The sequence below is a fragment of the Arthrobacter sp. SO5 genome (genome assembly GCF_020532805.1).
Lineage (GTDB): Bacteria > Actinomycetota > Actinomycetes > Actinomycetales > Micrococcaceae > Arthrobacter.
Genome location: NZ_MQTQ01000101.1, coordinates 31,164 through 47,599, shown reverse-complemented (window position 1 = coordinate 47,599; position 16,436 = coordinate 31,164). Strand labels below are relative to the sequence as shown.

The window sequence follows — 16,436 nt, the reverse complement described above, 5'->3', positions numbered from 1 at the left end:
GCAAAAACCCTAGAGATGATTCACTTTTTCACAATCCACCCCTATATTGACGGGGTCGAAGGGCCTCCAGCAATGCCGCACGAGACTATGCCGCTGCCCTCACGACCCTGAAAGGGCTCGTACGCGAAGCTCAATACCGGGCGCAGCGCGTGGTGAATCAGCAATGATCGAGCTTTACTGGAGCATTGGGCGGACGATCCTGGACAGGCAGATGAGCGAGCCATGGGGGGAGTAAGGTCCTGGACCGGCTGGCACGCGACCTTAGGACGAAGTTTTCCCACATGAAAGGATTCTCCAGAAGAAATCTCTAGAACGTGCGTGCGTTCGCTGCGGCATGGAACGGCCCGGACTCAATTGTCCAGACACCGTCTGGACAATTGAGCTGGAGCCACAACGTCGCGCTCCTGAGCTAGCTGGACGACCATGAGCTGCCCCGGTGGTACGCGGCCAGAGCTGCCGGGCATGGCTGGTCGGTGGCCGCGCTGGAACATCAGATCCTAACCCGCCTCCAGACGCGGAGCGGTGCGGCCCCGAACAACCTCGAGGCAAGACTAGCCCGGGGAGGGTAACGACCTGGCGCGGGAGGTTGCCAAGGGCCCTCTGGTACTCGACTTCCTTGGTCTCATCGAAGACGCCCAGGAACATGCCATCAAGGAGGCCATGACGCTGCGCATGGCGCAGACGCTGGCGAGTTCGGGCCCGGCTTCGCTTTCATCGGCCGGCAATACCACCTCGACGTCGATGGAGATGACTTCTTCATCGACCTCATGCTTTTCCACGTCCCTTCTGACCGTTACGTGTCGCAGAACTGAAGGCTGGCAAGTTCAAACCCGAGCAAGGTGTCCGTTGCAATCTCACCAGCTAAGAACGCCAGAAAAGAGAATGACCTAAGTGGCAACCGATTACGACGAAGTACGTTCCGACGTCTAGGAATCCCAGGACCGCTCCCTTGAGGCGCTGCAGTCCGCCAATGCACCGAACGCCCAGAGCGTCGGCCGGGAGCTGGACGAATCCGACGCACTGGATGAGGCCTGAATCCCGGCGGGGAGTTTGTCTCCGAAGAACTCATTGTTCAGATCATTCCCCAAGCCGAGGACGAGTTCACCTGCTATTCCTGTTTCCTAGTCCGGCAACGGTCCGAGCTCGCGCGCGAAAAGGACGGCCCCTCGTGCTGCATCGAGTCCGAGGGTTAGGACTACCCCGCTCCGGAGGCCCAGCTATGGGGCGAGCCATCAGCCAAGGCAATGACTGGTCGCTGAAGTCGCTTAGAAGCTCGTGACGCGCCGTCATGCCCTTCACGAATTCACGGCCACAACTATGCCACGGCGTTCCATCGGGCTAGCCAGGTTCAAAATGAGGTCCTGTGACTCCAGCTTGAGCGCTGGTGGAATCTGGGTCGCAATGGTTTCGATATAGTCGCCATCAGTGTCGTCCTCCGCTTGAGGGAGGGGCGGAAACCGGTACCCAATGGGTTCGCACAACTCTGTGGCCACGCGTTCAAGGTCTTCAAAGCGAGCGATGGCTGAATCTCGATTTACCGCGGATGATCCGGCTAGTTTCGTAAAGTCAGAGTCCCCGAACTCGGCGATACCGACTTCCGAGGGTTGGGTGCTATTAACGGGCCGGTTCCGAGTCTGAACGAGGCCGACTGGCCAGGACTCTGCAATCTTCCCTGTTCTTCCCAAGACCAAGGAAGCCGCAGGCGAAGTATACGGCCCCGTACCGGCCCCCACCCCGTCGAGATCTCGTAGATCAGCTCAGATTTCGCAGCAACAAAGCTTCCGTCAGCAACCCTGAACCCCCTCTCCAAGAACTCGTTGTCAAAAAGATCAACAGTCCGGGTGACTCTGACGACAAAGCTTCTGCCGTGAGATATATGTGCGCTGGCACGCAAATTTGATTGATCACGGGTAGTGTGTTGGCCATGACTTCATCCATCGCGGGGAACCCGCAGACCACCACCATCGATGCCGTAGCGGTCCGTCAGGCCGTCGCCGAATCGTTCGATCAAACGATCAGCCAGCTGAAGGACCTTGTGGCCATCCCGGGCATCGCCTGGCCAGGCTTCGACCCGGCCCCGCTGAACCGCAGCGCCGATGCAGTCGCGGCCCTGGTGCGGGCCAGCGGATTCGACGACGTCCGGATTCTCCGCTGCGACAAGGAGGACGGGACGCCAGGCGGGCCCGCCGTCATCGCCCGTCGCCCGGCCGCCGAGGGAAAGCCCACCGTGCTGCTGTACGCCCACCACGACGTCCAGCCCACAGGCAGCCTCGCACTCTGGGAAACTGAACCCTTCACCGCAGTCGAACGCGACGGGCGGCTCTTCGGCCGCGGTGCCGCGGACGACAAGGCCGGCGTCCTCGCTCATATTGCCGCCTACTCGGCCCTGACACGTTTGCTCGGGGATGAACTGGGCCTGGGCGTGACATTCTTCTTTGAGGGCGAAGAGGAGGCGGGATCGCCTACGTTCCGGTCGTTCCTCGAGGCCCACCGCGAGTTGCTGCGCGCGGAGGTGATCGTCGTGGCCGACTCCAGTAACTGGAAGGTGGGCATTCCTGCCCTGACCACCAGCTTGCGCGGCATGGTGGACGGCACCATCGAAGTCCAAGTCTTGGACCACGCGGTGCATTCGGGCATGTTCGGCGGCCCGGTACTCGACGCTCCGACCCTGCTGGCCCGCCTGATCGCGACCCTCCACGACGACCACGGCAGCGTCGCGATCGAGGGCCTGGTGAGCCGGGACGACGTCGCCGTGGACCTCTCTGAGGAGGAGTTCCGCGCCGACGCCTCCGTGCTCGAGGGCGTGAAGCTCGCCGGGAGCGGGAGCATTGCCTCACGCATGTGGACCAAACCGGCACTGTCCATCATCGGCTTTGACGCCCCTGCCGTGGACGTCGCCTCTAACACCCTACTGCCGCGCGCACAGGCCAAGTTCAGCCTCCGCCTTGCCCCCGGACAGGATCCGGCGGCAGCAATGGAGATGGTCCGCCGGCACGTAGAAGACAACGCGCCGTTCGGCGCGCAGGTAGTGTTCACACCGGGGGGGAGCGGCAACTCCTTCCTGACGGACACCAGCTCGAAGGCCGCGTCCGTTGCCATGTGGGCTCTGGGGGAGGCTTGGGGCGTACCCGCGGTTGAAATGGGGATCGGCGGATCCATCCCGTTCATCGCGGACCTGACCGAGGTTTACCCGGATGCGCAGATCCTGGTTACTGGCGTCGAGGATCCCGATTCCCGCGCCCACAGCGCTAATGAATCGCTGCACCTGGGCGATTTTCGGAACGCGATCGTCGCCGAGGCCCTGCTGCTGGCCCGTCTGAACGAGGAAGGCGCGGGCTAGCCGTTCTAACCCAGCTAGTTGGTGAAACGGCTGGCGGATGATGCAACTCGTAACAGGTCTGGCGTTCGGGTTTTGAGCTGAAGGTTTCGCGTAAGGCCGTTCGTCCGGAAGGGTGGGTTTGAGGGCAAATCTGCATGTTGGCGGCGACGGGAGTCCCGTGCGCCGTCGATGTCCTAGGCGCGGCTGGGTTTGTAGTCGAAGTGCCGCGGACAGTCGAAGGCGGGGCCGGCTGTCGGGTCCGCCGTTTTCACGCAGGTCCACCAGGGCGAATGCGTTCTGCAGGTCGCAGTGGTCGAACACCAGGTCCTGGTCTAACTTGATGCTGCGCTGGCCGTTGAGTTCGGTGTGGAAAAGCTTGCCCTGATAGAGCGCCTGGGCCATCCCGTGGCTAAAAGTTTCATACTTGCCATCTGCTCGTGCCCGGTTCCGGATTGATGCCGACCGCTTCCGGGCGTTCGAGCGTTTGGATGATCGCCAGAGCGTGGCCCGACTTCACGTTCTGAACTTCAGACGTTTACCGTGGATGCGGGCTTTGCGCGTGCCGCAGCCGGGTCTGCCTGTTGGTAGCCGCGGACCCAGTCAACCAGAAACTTCTTTGGATACGGAGAGGGGGGTGCGCCCTCGAACTCGTAGACATTGAGCATGAGCTGCATCGGGTAGTTCGGCGACTGCTCGACTTTGGCAACGAACTGGTCGTCGAAGTAGAAGTTGACGCAGTCCGGGGTCCAATCAGCACTGTAAGTGTGAAAATCGGTTACGTCAGCATCCAACTGGATTTTCAGGAACTCATCGTGCAGGAGGGGGTCGCCGAAAGGATGTATTCCGAGTCCTGCTATTGCGGTGTCAGTGCCAATGTCAGAGCCGAAGATCTCGAAGATACATATTTCTGCCGATTGTTCCGGGACGTCTTCAAAGCCGATCATCCACAACGCAACCATGCAGGCGGGATCGGCGATGGCAGCAACGCGGGCTTCAATGAGTCCGTAGTGAGGGGTGTACAGCCGCTGCTCAGTCTGGGCCTCGCAGACTATTAGTCCCTCTGTGAACTTGTGCTGGCCTGCGGTGCTTCCCAGTGGCCCTGAGAACAGCCCGGTTTGAAGGTTGGAAACGCGGAGGCCGCCATTGTGTTCTGGGGACCAAGGAGGCTGGTCCTCTTCAATCATTAAGGCCAGTACCCCGGAATCGAGGCGATACCTGGCCCGTGCTCGTTCGGTATTGCTCCATTGCGGGAGGTAGCTCGGAATCCATTTCGTGCTCTGCAGATCGGGTCCCTCAAAAGTGTCACAGAACTCCAGAATATATTGACTGCGGTCGAGGCGCCGGCCTGTGGTGCTTTCATTGTCGGCCATGTGGTCAATGTCGTTGCTCATCTGTGGTCTTCCTCTTTTAGACGTTTGCGTGGACCCGCCCCTCCAACTGGGGCATCGGCCAAAAGCCGGGCGCAGAAACCGGCCCTCCTGATGTCGCAACTCAGATTGACGATCTCACCCCATCCTAAAGGCGTGGGTTCCTCGCCAATAGGGGGCAGCTGATGCGTACTGGACTCGCGGTCAGGCATGGAAGCCTGTTCCCGTAACGAGGAATACCGCAAGAACTGTTGCGGCGACGAAGTCGACAGTGGCGCAGAAAGGTGGCCACCACCGGGTGTTGCGTACGAACTGCGTACGATGCTGCCACAGGTCCTTCAGCCCGTGTGTTGCCAACCACGCGACCCCAAATGCAGGCAGGGCCGGTGATCGCCGATGCAGCGCCCACAATAAAGACGGCGGCAACGCCGGTTTCCACCACGAGCACTTTGGTACGCCCGTCCGCTACAGCAAAACCGATGTAAACCGAGGCGATAACCGCAAGAGCGAAAGCACAGACAGTGGACGGTGTGAGCCACCATACCGCCAGCGGTGAAGCGACCTGCCCTGTTCCCATGATCACCCCCCCACACCACGGCAGCCGTCGGGACATGTGCAGGCGAGCGGGCCGTTCGCGTGATTGCTCCAGCTTCACTGCGGCTAGGTCCTAGCGTGCTGAAGTCCCTCAGGAGTCAATGTTTGCCACGGCTAAACACCGCAGTCAGTAGCGGCTTGCCGTCGCAGGTGCGAGATCAGATTTCTGCGTAGGCTCGGACTGGGAACGTTCCGAAATTCTCGATTTTTGGAGGTGCGGCCGTGAAGCGTGCCCCTTGCTCGGGTACGTTTCCGAGGTTGGTGAGGTGCTCGACTATGTGAATACCAGCAGCCAGCAAAAGTGTATGGGCCGGTCTTTCGCCGCTGGAATCCTTGTCGTCGATGTTCAATGAATCGATCCCGACGAGTGCAGCCCCCGCCTGGACCAGATGCCTGGCACCGTCTTCTGTCAGAAAAGGCGCGCCAACTCCATACTCCGGTGTGCCGAAATAGCGATCCCAGCCGGTGTAGAAGAGTACTGCCGCGCCCTTCAGATCCCTGTTCTGAAGCAAGGCAGGAGTTATGCCCCTTCCGGACTTGATTGGAACATGGATTACCTCAGCTCGAAGGCCTACCAGGGTCTCCAAGTTCAAGGAGGCCAAGTCTGCTCCCGTTGCGAAGCAATGGAACGGGCTATCCAAATAGGTGCCCGTGTTGCCGATCAGAGAGATCGTATCCAACGAGAATTCCGTTCCAGGGGCGAATCGGGAGGGCGAATCGGCTCGGGAAAGGTAGGACTCAATTGTTGGGGCAGGGAGGCCAGGATAGGTGATGACGCCTTCTGCAATGGTGTGGCTCAGGTCCACGACGCGTCGGCTGTTACTCGGAGCTGTAAGAGGGAAAATTTCCATACGTACGACCCTGTCAGCCGAGTTCTGGAAAAATAATGGGCAGAATTGCCGCATATCGAAAGTATTCTGCCGACCGCCTCTTTCACCTGTACAGTGATGGCCATGCACAACGTCGTGGCTCTGGCATTGCCGGGCGTAGTGGCATTCGATCTAGCTATACCCGCCCAGGTATTCGGCCACCTAGACGAGCGAGAGCGGTATTCCTTCAAGGTGTGCGCCGCAGAACCTGGTCTCGTTTCCACGACGACGGGCTACGCCATCCAAGTAACCCATGGACTCAACCTACTTCGCGCTGCTGACACTGTGGTTGTTCCGGGTTTCAGTCCGTTGGACGACCCTCGGGAGGAGGTGAGTAATGCGCTGCGCCAGGCCAGTCGTCGCGGAGCGCGAATCATTTCCGTCTGCACGGGTGCGTTCGCTCTGGCAGCCGCGGGACTCCTGGATGGGAAGCGGGCCACAACTCACTGGCGGAATGCTGAACGGCTGGCCGCGATGTATCCGTCGACGACCGTCGAGGCCGGCGTGCTCTACGTAGATGAGGGCGGAGTTAGTACCAGTGCTGGTGTTGCCGCTGGCATAGATCTTTGCCTCCATCTGGTCAGAAACGATTTCGGAACCGAGGCTGCCAACAGAATTGCCCGCCGCATGGTTGTTGCGCCCCACAGGGAAGGCGGACAGGCTCAGTTCATCGAGAATCCTGTCGCTGCCCCGATTGGACTCTTCGGAGCGACTTGTGTGTGGGCTCGGAAGAACCTCTCCGAGCCTATTTCGGTTCGAGATTTGGCTGGTCATGCCGGATGGGCACCCAGCACGTTTGCCCGCCGGTTTGTGGCGGAAGCGGGCGTGACACCGCTGAGGTGGCTAACGGGGCAAAGGATGGCGGAGGCCCGAAGGCTCCTAGAAAATAGTGATCTGACCGTGGAAGCCATTGCCCACCGCTGTGGCCTTGGGACTTCGACAAACATGCGCCTGCATTTCATGCGCGAGCTTTTAATGACGCCCACCAGCTACCGGCGACTGTATCGTCCGAATCCGGACCGCGGCCGTCCTTAGTCCCGCCGGTGCCGTCCCTACAATGTTGCCGTAGTCGGTTCATGGCCATCACCGCCTCTTCCTCGGCCTCGATAAAACTTCGACTGTCGTCGGCCCTGATCGCCGAAAGGACTGCCCCGGGTGAGTCAGGCCCGATTGCCTAAGCTGATGCTCTTGAGCACCGCCACTGTCGATTTCGTTGCTGGTGCAACGTTGGCATACGTCTCTTTTAGTTGCCTGACCTAACGGGATGCCGGTGGTGACATCGCATCAACGCCGTGCAACAACCTGGCGGCCACAGGCATTCGTAAGCCGGCGGAGCCGAAATGGCACACGGGTAGTACCCCGGTACCACATGCACTTGCTGGGAAGTATCCCTTGGACCGATGTTTGGGAAACGGGCAATCCGTAGCGTGAGAGCAACGCAGGGCGCACGCACGGTGGCAGCTCGCGTCTACAGAATCGAGACCCCGCTCATGGCCTCCCGCTCACGACTCTTTTTCTACACCGCTCTCTCGGTGGCATTATCCCTGGCCGCTGTGTCTGCGCTGGCCTTCGCGGGCGTAGCGGTGGCTGATGCACAAAGCCACGTGGCGCCGCCTCAGCAGAGCCTGCAGGGATTCCCGGTGAACCGGCCGTCCTCCTCGGGCGCGATCGTTGTCGCCGTTGTCCTGGGCTCGTCGGGCACCGTGGGGAGCGACGTTCTTGCGCCCTACGAGGTGTTTGCCAGCTCCCCCGAATTCTCCGTCTACACAATTGCGGCGCAGTCGGCTCCTGCAGCGATTGACGGAGGCCCCGCGATAGTGCCCACGTACACGTTCGAGGACGTTCGATCAGGCAAGGCTCGGAAGCCGGACGTCGTCGTTGTCCCCGCAGTCGGTGCTCCGGAGGGGCCGGAGGAAACCGCGATGCGGGAGTGGATCGTGGAGCAGTCAGGCCGCGGGGCCCGCATCCTGGGCGTCTGCAACGGATCGAACGTTCTGGCAGGGAGCGGTGTCCTCGACGGCCATAGGGCGACAGGCCACTGGTCACGTCTGGGTTCTCTGAAGAAGAGCCATCCCCAGGTTCATTGGTCGGAAGGCCTGCGATACGTTCAGGACGGCATGATCACCACCACAGCCGGTGTCACGTCCGGCATTCCGGGCGCGCTGAAAGTCATGGAGGACCTGGCTGGCCCTGACGAAGCCGAACGCGTAGGCCGCCTGATGAATTACCCGGGCTGGTCGCTCATGGCATCTGCATCAATACCCGTCCAGTCCTTCACCACCGCTGACCTCCCCGTCGGACTCAACGCCCTCGTCCCGTGGTTCCGGCCGACGATCGCAGTCGGGCTCTTCAACGGAGTAGGAGAAGCCGACGTCGCCAGCGCGTTCGAGGTCTATAACATGTCCTTCGCAGCCCGCGCCGTGCCGGTTGCTGCCACGGAGGCCGTCACCACCAGACACGGTATGGTCCTCCTCACCGTCCCGGAAACCCAGGCACCCCAGGTGGACAGGGTCATCGCCCCCGGCGCGGCGCGGGACCAGGACATCGACCCCCAGTTGAGGGACTGGGCCGCGTCCCGCAATGTTCCCGCCGACGCCTTTGCCGGCGCCGACGGAGCTCTCGGATTCGACGGCGCCCTCGAATATCTGGCGCAACATACCGACCGCGCCACCGCCGTGTCGGCGGCCAAGATGATCGACTATCCCACTGCCCATCTGAACCTGCCGGCCGGTGAAACCTATGTACGCGTTCCGGTCCTGATCGTGCTCGGCCTGCTGCTTGCCACCCTCATCGGCGCCCTGCCGGTGGTTACTCGCTCCGCCATCAGCCGTCGCGCAGAGGGACAGATGAAATGACCCGGTACATCCACGAACTCGATCAGCGTCCGGCCGCCTCCCTTGGCGGGGCCCAGCAGGCCGTCCCGAAGAACCGGACGGGATACGTCTACTTCGCCAAGCACCTCGGTGTGATGGTTGCGTTGATGTACGGGGGAATGTTCGTGCTTGACCCCGTCTACGAGATGACGGTGGCCCTTGCCGGAGTCGACCACCCGTGGGTCCGGCTGCCCGTCCTCTCGAATATCATCATGGCGTTCAACATGAGCGTGCCGATGGTCCTGTACATGCGCCATCGGCGCCACACCTGGCAGGCTATCGCTGAAATGTCGGCAGCGATGCTTCTTCCCGCAGCCCTGACCGCGGTCCCCTACCTCCTGGGGGTTATGACAGCCGGGACAATGATGTCTCTCAGCCATGCGGCAATGATTCCGCTGATGGCGGTCGCCATGATGCTCCGCTTTCGCGAATATGCCGGACACAAGCCGGCGCATCGATTGCCCGCCACTGCACAAGAGAGTGGTTTGTAATGCCGTTGGATCAGCTTTCCGCAATACTCGCCTGCGCGCTTCTGGCAGGCCTGACCGTCTTCCAGGGAGCGCTAATAAATGGGGCCCCGCTCGGGAGGATGGCGTGGGGCGGACAACACCGTGTCCTCCCGGCCAACCTCAGAATCGGAAGTGCGGTCTCCATAGGCTTGTACGTCCTCTTCGCATATGCCGCGCTGGCCAAGGCCAACCTGGCCCCGCCGTTGATAGGCGAATCCTTTACGTCCGTGACCATATGGGTGATGACGGCATACTTCGCGCTCGGCGTCCTGATGAACGCCATCTCCCGCAGCAAACCCGAACGCTTGGTCATGACCCCCGTTTCAGCTGCCCTCGCAGCCCTGTACCTGGTCCTTGCGCTCCAATGATTTTCCACGCTGGAACTACCCGTACCCGCCGACTGAGGACAGGAGGCCATTTATGCACGTCACGACGGGTAGAGTCCGGGGCATGACTGGGACGGGTGACAGGGAGCGCAAGGAGGAACTGGCTCTGCCGACGGCGGGTCCCCCGGACGAACCGATCCGGCAACGCGGATGGCGCTCCGGCCCGCGAATCACAGACCTTCTGATCGCTGCCTCGTATGCAGGGCCGGCGCTGGCCGCGACCGCTATCGTTCACGAGACGAATGGCCTGGGGTTCATTCTTCAGTTGCTCGCGGTGGTGGTTTCCGGAGCTGCCCTGCTTTTCCGCCGGCGGGCTCCGATGTTTTCGTTGGCCGTCGCCGCGGGCATCATGCTCTTCACGTTCCCGGCGCCGACAAGCTTCGCAGCGGTGGCGACAGCCATGGCACTGTACGCCGTCGCCGTTTACAGGTCGACCCGGCATGCAGCCTGTGCTCTGCTGGGGACCAGCGGCGTCCTCCTTCTGGCCGCGGTCCTGCCCGGGTCAATAGTTGACCCGGGCCAGGCCGGCCAGGCAATCGCAGTGCTCGTGATCGCGGCATTGGTCGGCTTTAACGTCCGCTCGCGCCGCAGCTACGTGGCCGCTCTCGTGGACCGCGCGGACCGGCTGGTGCGGGAACGGCAGCACCTGGCCAGTATCGCCGCAGCCGCGGAGCGGAACGCGATCGCCCGCGAGATGCACGATATCGTCTCGCACGGGTTGGCGGTGATGATTTCCCTCGCCCATGGTTCTGCAGAGATTGCCCCCTCTGATCCTGCCCGCGCCGCCGCGGCCATGCGTCAAGTGGCCGAGACGGGCCGCACCGCGGTGTCGGACATGCGCCGGATGCTCGGAGTGCTGAACGTAGGTACCACCGGGGAACCACCCGGCACGGTGGTGCCAGCGCCCGGGGTCGGGGACGTGCCGGCCCTGGTGGAGCCTTTCCGTTCCACGGGCCTTCCAGTGGTCCTGCGATCAGCCGGTGTTCCTCCGGCCGACCCCGGGATCCAGCTGGCAATCTACCGCGTCGTCCAGGAGGGGCTCACCAATGCGCTTAAGTACGCGAGGGAAGCATCGGCGGTGGTTGTTGGCTTGCAGTTCAGCGCCGAGGAGATTACGGTCTCGGTGACCGACGACGGCCAACACGAGGTCATTCCCGCAGGCCACCTCGGACGCGGCCTCGTGGGAATGCGTGAGCGCGTCGCACTGTATGGCGGCACGATGGAGGCAGGCCCAATGGTAGGCCGTGGATGGTCCGTGACCGCGCGGTTCGTCCCGCAGGAGGGAGCCTCATGGAACCGGTAACTGCCTCACCCCGGCGACCGATCCGGGTGCTGCTTGTCGATGACCAGATTCTCATCCGCATGGGATTCCGCATGGTCCTCGACGCCCAGGACGGAATCGAGGTCGTTGGTGAAGCCGCCGACGGCAGGATGGGAATCGAAATGTGTCGCACCTTTGCGCCGGATGTGGTGCTGATGGATGTGCGGATGCCTGGCATGGATGGCATCGGGGCCACCAGCACGATTGTTAAGGAGTGTCCGCGGTCCCGGGTTATTGTCTTCACGACGTTCGATCTCGACGAGTATGCCTTCGCGGCACTCCGGGCCGGTGCCAGCGGCTTTCTGCTCAAGGATGTGGGACCAGCCGAGTTGCTTGCATCCATCAGGGCTGTCGCCGGAGGAGACGCCGCCATTTCCTCCAGGGTCAGCCGCCGGATGCTGGACCTCTTCAGCCAACGGCTTCCCGCCGGTCCACCCGCCGGAGGCGATGAAGCTGTCGCGTCCCTGACCCCGAGGGAACGCGAAATCCTCTCGGCCATCGCCGGAGGACTTACAAACACGGAGATCGGGGAACGCATGTTCGTGGCCGAATCCACGGTGAAGACCCATGTGGGCCGTATCCTGATGAAACTCGGGCTGCGCGACCGCGTGCACGCCGTCATCTTCGCCTACGAACACGGCCTGAACGGCCGGCGCCCGCATCACGACTGGGGTAAGCGGGCGGGAGCCTAGTTTCGCAATTGAAACGCCCTGCGATATTCAAGCGGCGCCACACCTGTGACCGCCCGGAATCGCTGGCGAAAAGGTCACTGGTGTCGCGAACCCGACGGTCAAGGCAATCTCCGCTATGGATGCGTCATTTTCTTCCAGCAGCTGGCTGGCGTCGTCGATTCGCCAGGCGAAAGCCACCGCACGGATCGAGGTCGCCCAGGCCCGAAGGGATGCACCCCGGGAACATAAAGCCTCCGCCAGCTAACCGCGAAACTTTGACAGCTATGGCTGGAGGCCTGTGTGTGCGCGAAATCGCCAGTCGGTTGGCTACACGGGAGGACGTTCGGTCTTTCGCGCCAAGACAGCCGAAATTAGGGCCCGGATCTCTCAAATCACCGCAGCTTCGATCCCAGGGAAATGATCCCGTGGGACCTATTGCCTCCCACCGAGCGAATCATTCCCACCGGGGCACGGTGCCATGCATTCACCTCGTGTGCTCACCGTGGCCTCCGGCTATTCGCGCTGGCTCATGGCCCAGGTGCTGCCTTCCCGCACCACGGGAGACCTGGTGGCGGACATGTCCCTGCTGCTGGAAACAAAGGAGGAATCGTGCTGCGGTGAATTCCCTCCAGCCTGTAGCTGTCATCGTGAACCTCGCTGTCACGTTGGTATGTTGAGTGCGGGCGTTAGAGTGGTCCGATTTGCTAGGCAACAGCCCGTTTTGTTGTGGCCCGAGTCAAGCAAACCCGGGGCGATTCAAAAGTTCATGTATCTGGTCACCCGGTCACTCGATCCGGCCGGTGCCGGAAGAACGCGATGGGCCTTGCGTTGGAAGCCCGCTTTGAACGCCTTCGCCATCACCTCGGCGACCGATTCCCGGCAGCTGAGAACAACTAAAGGAAACTGCCGGATACACCGTTATTGAGAAGGTCTCCCCAGCTCATGGGCATTTCGCCAAAGTCCAGTTCTTCGGCAAGTAGACGTAGTGCGCCGGCCAGCCGGGAGTATTCGATGTGGTTCTAGAGGTTGATCATGTGCCCCGTGAGTCCGTGGAATCCTTCTTGGAGTGCTTCGCCCAGCGTGGGGTGAGCGTGGACATTCCGTGCGAGTTCGGTTGCGGTGAGATCCCATTTCTGGGCGAGGGTGAGTTCAGGGAGGAGTTCCGCGACGTCGGCGCCAATGAGGTGGGCTCCGAGGAGTTCTCCGTGCCTTGTGTCAGCGATGAGTTTGATGAACCCGGTCGGGTCTCCGATACCTTGCGCTTTGCCATTGGCGGTAAAGGGGAACTTGGCGATGATGACGTCATAGCCTTCGTCGCGAGCCTGCTGTTCGGTAAGGCCGAAGGAAGCGACCTGCGGTTGGCTGAAGGTAGTTCGGGGCATCATGCGGTAGTCGCCAATGGGAAAGGTTTCGGCGCCGGCGATTGTTTCGGCGGCTATGACACCCTGAGCTTCGGCCACGTGTGCGAGCTGGAGCTTTTCAGTGACGTCCCCGATGGCGTACAGGTGGGGGACAGACGTGCGCATGTAGTCGTCGATTGCGATAGCACCGCGCTGAGTGAGTTCTACGCCGGTGTTCTCTAGCCCATATCCGGTGGTGCGGGGTGCGAAGCCCACCGATATGAGGACCTTATCCGTGCGAATGCGCGACCGTTCGCCGGTTGGCGCCGAGTAGGTCACGGTGACCGAGGTTTCATCGTCGGTGACCGTCTCGACTCTGGTTGATGTGAGGAGGCTGATGCCGAGTTTCTTGTACTGTCGGGCGATCTCCTTCGACACTTCGATGTCCTCGTTGGGGAGGGCTCGGTCTAAGTATTCGATGATGGTGACCTGCACACCGTAATTTGCCAGGACATAGGCGAATTCCATACCGATGGCGCCGGCACCGATGATCACGATGGAATTTGGTAGTTTTCGGGTGAGGATTTGTGTCTCGTAGTTGACGACGTTCTCGCTGAGCTGGACGCCTGGCACGAGACGGGCAGTGGATCCCGTGGCGATGATGGCATCGTCGAAGGTCACCTTGCGGGTGCCGCCGGTGGTGAGGGCTACTTGGATGGTGTGGGGATCGGTGAAGGTGCCGTGGCCGTTAATCTCGCTGATCGCGTTCTTCTTCATTAGGAAGTGAACGCCTTTGACCCGGCCGTCTGCAACTTGCCGGCTGCGATCGTAGGCAGCGCCGTAGTCGAAGAGGGCTTGGCCGGAGATGCCGAACTGTTGGGCTTGATGGGTGAAGATGTGCGCCAGTTCCGCGTTACGTAGTAGTGCTTTGGACGGGATGCAGCCGACGTTTAGGCAGACGCCTCCCCAGTACTGCTTTTCGATGACGGCAACACTCTTACCCAGTTGTGCGGCGCGGATTGCAGCGACGTAGCCTCCAGGGCCGGCGCCGAGGACTACAACGTCATAGTGGGTGTTCAGGGGGTCTTCTTTCAATGTATCGCTTCCTTGGTATTTGCCGGATTGGGCTGAGTGACTGTGTCAAGTATTTCTGGCTCTAGGAGGGCATGGTGGAAGTGCGTCCTTATTGCAGAAATCGGAAAACGCTCGCCGTAGACGCCACTGCAGGGCAGGTCGGGTCATGTTCAGCACAAAACCTGGCAGGCCCTATATTGCGTCCTCGCTGGAGCTCCACGGTAGCTCCGCAACCGAGGCAGACAAGTCCTGCACGCAGCGCCCGCCTCGTCGATGAAGGAATCGCACCGAGCTCTACAGTCGTCCATACTTTCCCGTCAACTAGACAAAGTGCTACTTTCACAGCCTTGGTTTCTTCCTGGTGTCAGTACATCGGACAGCGCCGCCTAAGTACGCGCCGTCGACGCCGGGCTCCTCCGTGATCCGGGGTGGTCCGTTCGAGACTCCATTTTCCTGTTGTACAGGGTTTTGGACTCGCGATTCGACTTGAGTTGAAACGAATTCGGTGACGGCATCCACAACACATCGATCGGCCAGCAGGCGGTTGTGACCGAGCCCTTCGGTGTACATCACCGAAGCGGAATCAGCGTGACCCTCGGCAATGAGACCAGCCTGATCGATGCCGACTACAGCATCCGAGTAATCGTGAACCACGAGAAGAGGCATCCAGCTGCTGTCTGACTCAAGCTGGGACACAATCTGCCCCCATTCGGAGGTGCCGTCGACAAACACCTGCTGATTGATCCGGTCTCGGAAGCGGACACGGGCCCGCTTCGGCAGCCGGATCACTCGGGTAAAGGACGTCACGAGGTGCTCAAGACTATGCACACCAGCGATTGTTACCATTCGGCCCGTGGTGACCCCCATCCGCACCGCGTGGAAAGCGGCAAGAACGCCGAATGAATGCCCGACAACCGCGTCGAAATGACCATAGCGTGCTTCCAGTTCCCGAATGATGCCTGCCCATTCGACTACGTTGGAAGGTCCCTTCCCGGACGCCCCGTGGCCGGGAGCGTCAAACGAAACGATCATGTGACCACGGCTCACCAGTGCCTCCACAAGATGACTGAACCGGGACGCCCGGCTCCGCCAACCGTGCACAAGCAGAACAACCGAGTTACCGGTGCCCCAGGTGTATACCGTCACTGCAGTGCGGCCGAACACCACCTGTTCCACGGCGGCGGACTCGTGGACCTCTCGTTCTACGGCTCGGACGGAAGATGGCCTGCCAAGATGCCAAAACAGCACTGACGCTAGGCGGGCAGCGATGTAAGGGCTTACTGCGTCCAACAACCGCATCGCTACGGGAACCATCCAGCCAGGCACGCTCATAACACCTCTCCTACTACATATGCGAACGTTCGTACAGTAACGTGTTCTCTGCCTGCTCCGCAATGCCGAAGAGAAGGGAAGATTGCCGCGTCTGGGGCAGACGTACTACCTCGGCTGCAGGTCGACAAGTCATTCGAGCTCCGGTCCGGCAAGATCGGGGCCCCGAGAAGCAGTGGAGCGGTCTGTCGATGTTCTACCGGCGCTGCCGATCATGGTGACCGTGTCGAGCGAAAAATCCGATCCTTAGGAAAACCTACTCGGTGATTCCTCTCGCAGAGATAGGAGCTGATGGTCGGCGCGGGCACCCCGGTATAAGTGGCCCTTCCTACTGCGATCGTGTGGCTCAGGTCGATGACCCGGCGCGCGCGGCGGTCACGGGCTGCGGCATTGGTGTTGGGTACCTGGCCGTTGCTGACCTAAGTGTCTGCACAATGCGGTCCTACTGCTACGCCGCACTGATGTAGTTCCGGATCCTGTGGTTTTTCGACGCTTCCAGGGATCGGGCTGCTGAGGCCGAGACGGCGGCGCTGGTGGCGTCGCTTCGGATCGCACCCAACCCGCAGCGCGGGGCGATCTTGGGGCTGCCCGGGGGTGTCAATGTCAAGACCGGGAAACCCAATCTTGGTTCCGGATATGGGGCAGCTGCGTGCAATCTGAGGCCGGCGGCGGCGAGGAGCTTCATGAGTTTCATACCCGTGGTGCCACGGGCCGGTTGTAAATCCTGTCCCGGCGTCGGCGCATTTTTTGATGGCCGGCCACGGCGCAAACTATTGGTCATTGA

At 61.3% G+C, this 16,436-nt stretch carries 12 protein-coding genes and 3 pseudogenes; 10 read left to right on the top strand and 5 right to left on the bottom strand.

Annotated elements, in window-relative coordinates; all coding sequences use genetic code 11:
- Positions 1-713 precede the first annotated feature (713 nt).
- The 3 genes and pseudogenes from BJG92_RS18655 to BJG92_RS17280 all read left to right on the top strand — a co-directional run bounded on the left by BJG92_RS18655 (position 714) and on the right by BJG92_RS17280 (position 3,340).
- Positions 714-812 carry a hypothetical protein gene (locus BJG92_RS18655; protein WP_374199825.1) on the top strand — a complete coding sequence of 33 codons (99 nt, stop codon included), beginning with the start codon at positions 714-716 and terminating at the stop codon, positions 810-812.
- A 79-nt stretch (positions 813-891) separates the two neighbouring features.
- A pseudogene (locus tag BJG92_RS17285) lies at positions 892-1,193 on the top strand (DUF4193 family protein).
- Between the two features lie 731 nt (positions 1,194-1,924).
- Positions 1,925-3,340 carry a dipeptidase gene (locus BJG92_RS17280; RefSeq protein WP_232085212.1) on the top strand — a complete coding sequence of 472 codons (1,416 nt, stop codon included), beginning with the start codon at positions 1,925-1,927 and terminating at the stop codon, positions 3,338-3,340.
- 179 nt (positions 3,341-3,519) lie between these two features.
- Here the strand turns inward: BJG92_RS17280 and BJG92_RS17275 are convergent.
- From BJG92_RS17275 to BJG92_RS17265, 3 genes and pseudogenes are all read right to left on the bottom strand, one after another.
- Positions 3,520-3,827: pseudogene (locus tag BJG92_RS17275) on the bottom strand (xylose isomerase); the annotation flags it as partial.
- Between the two features lie 19 nt (positions 3,828-3,846).
- Complete coding sequence (locus BJG92_RS17270; RefSeq protein WP_232085211.1) at positions 3,847-4,710, bottom strand: glycoside hydrolase family 16 protein; 864 nt, start codon at positions 4,708-4,710, stop codon at positions 3,847-3,849.
- Positions 4,711-5,438: 728 nt separating this feature from the next.
- On the bottom strand, positions 5,439-6,131 hold the full coding sequence (locus tag BJG92_RS17265; protein WP_232085210.1) for a cyclase family protein: 693 nt from the start codon (positions 6,129-6,131) through the stop codon (positions 5,439-5,441).
- A 102-nt stretch (positions 6,132-6,233) separates the two neighbouring features.
- Between BJG92_RS17265 and BJG92_RS17260 the strand changes: the two genes are divergently transcribed.
- From BJG92_RS17260 to BJG92_RS17230, 7 genes and pseudogenes are all read left to right on the top strand, one after another.
- Entirely contained in the window at positions 6,234-7,184 is a 951-nt protein-coding gene (locus tag BJG92_RS17260) for a helix-turn-helix domain-containing protein (protein WP_232085209.1), read from the top strand.
- 392 nt (positions 7,185-7,576) lie between these two features.
- Complete coding sequence (locus BJG92_RS17255) at positions 7,577-9,004, top strand: DJ-1/PfpI family protein (protein WP_232085208.1); 1,428 nt, start codon at positions 7,577-7,579, stop codon at positions 9,002-9,004.
- A complete protein-coding gene (locus BJG92_RS17250) occupies positions 9,001-9,513 on the top strand; it encodes a hypothetical protein (protein WP_232085207.1) in 513 nt (170 codons plus the stop codon). Before BJG92_RS17255 ends, BJG92_RS17250 begins: the two co-directional genes overlap by 4 nt.
- A 167-nt stretch (positions 9,514-9,680) precedes the next feature.
- Entirely contained in the window at positions 9,681-9,899 is a 219-nt protein-coding gene (locus BJG92_RS18580; protein ID WP_308011683.1) for a hypothetical protein, read from the top strand.
- Between the two features lie 82 nt (positions 9,900-9,981).
- Positions 9,982-11,220, top strand: a complete 1,239-nt coding sequence (locus BJG92_RS17240; RefSeq protein WP_232085206.1) for a sensor histidine kinase — start codon at positions 9,982-9,984, stop codon at positions 11,218-11,220.
- Positions 11,208-11,930, top strand: coding sequence for a response regulator transcription factor (locus BJG92_RS17235; RefSeq protein WP_232085205.1), 723 nt, complete (start codon positions 11,208-11,210; stop codon positions 11,928-11,930). The genes BJG92_RS17240 and BJG92_RS17235 overlap by 13 nt, the downstream gene beginning before the upstream one ends.
- A gap of 730 nt (positions 11,931-12,660) precedes the next feature.
- Positions 12,661-12,806, top strand: a pseudogene (locus BJG92_RS17230) (IS256 family transposase); the annotation flags it as partial.
- Between the two features lie 122 nt (positions 12,807-12,928).
- Here the strand turns inward: BJG92_RS17230 and lpdA are convergent.
- Together lpdA and BJG92_RS17220 are read right to left on the bottom strand one after the other, a co-directional pair.
- The gene (lpdA, locus tag BJG92_RS17225; protein WP_232085297.1) at positions 12,929-14,329 is read right to left on the bottom strand and encodes a dihydrolipoyl dehydrogenase; all 1,401 of its coding nucleotides are present in this window, start codon (positions 14,327-14,329) and stop codon (positions 12,929-12,931) included.
- A gap of 333 nt (positions 14,330-14,662) precedes the next feature.
- Positions 14,663-15,499, bottom strand: a complete 837-nt coding sequence (locus tag BJG92_RS17220; RefSeq protein ID WP_232085204.1) for an alpha/beta fold hydrolase — start codon at positions 15,497-15,499, stop codon at positions 14,663-14,665.
- Between the last annotated feature and the right edge of the window lie 937 nt (positions 15,500-16,436).

Excerpts from the sequence above, each read along its gene's own strand:
- BJG92_RS17270 (WP_232085211.1), bottom strand. The coding sequence starts at position 4,710 with ATGAGCAACGACATTGACCACATGGCCGACAATGAAAGCACCACAGGC.
- BJG92_RS17235 (WP_232085205.1), top strand. The coding sequence starts at position 11,208 with ATGGAACCGGTAACTGCCTCACCCCGGCGACCGATCCGGGTGCTGCTT.
- BJG92_RS17280 (WP_232085212.1), top strand. The coding sequence starts at position 1,925 with ATGACTTCATCCATCGCGGGGAACCCGCAGACCACCACCATCGATGCC.
- BJG92_RS17250 (WP_232085207.1), top strand. The coding sequence starts at position 9,001 with ATGACCCGGTACATCCACGAACTCGATCAGCGTCCGGCCGCCTCCCTT.
- BJG92_RS17240 (WP_232085206.1), top strand. The coding sequence starts at position 9,982 with ATGACTGGGACGGGTGACAGGGAGCGCAAGGAGGAACTGGCTCTGCCG.
- BJG92_RS17265 (WP_232085210.1), bottom strand. The coding sequence starts at position 6,131 with ATGGAAATTTTCCCTCTTACAGCTCCGAGTAACAGCCGACGCGTCGTG.
- BJG92_RS17260 (WP_232085209.1), top strand. The coding sequence starts at position 6,234 with ATGCACAACGTCGTGGCTCTGGCATTGCCGGGCGTAGTGGCATTCGAT.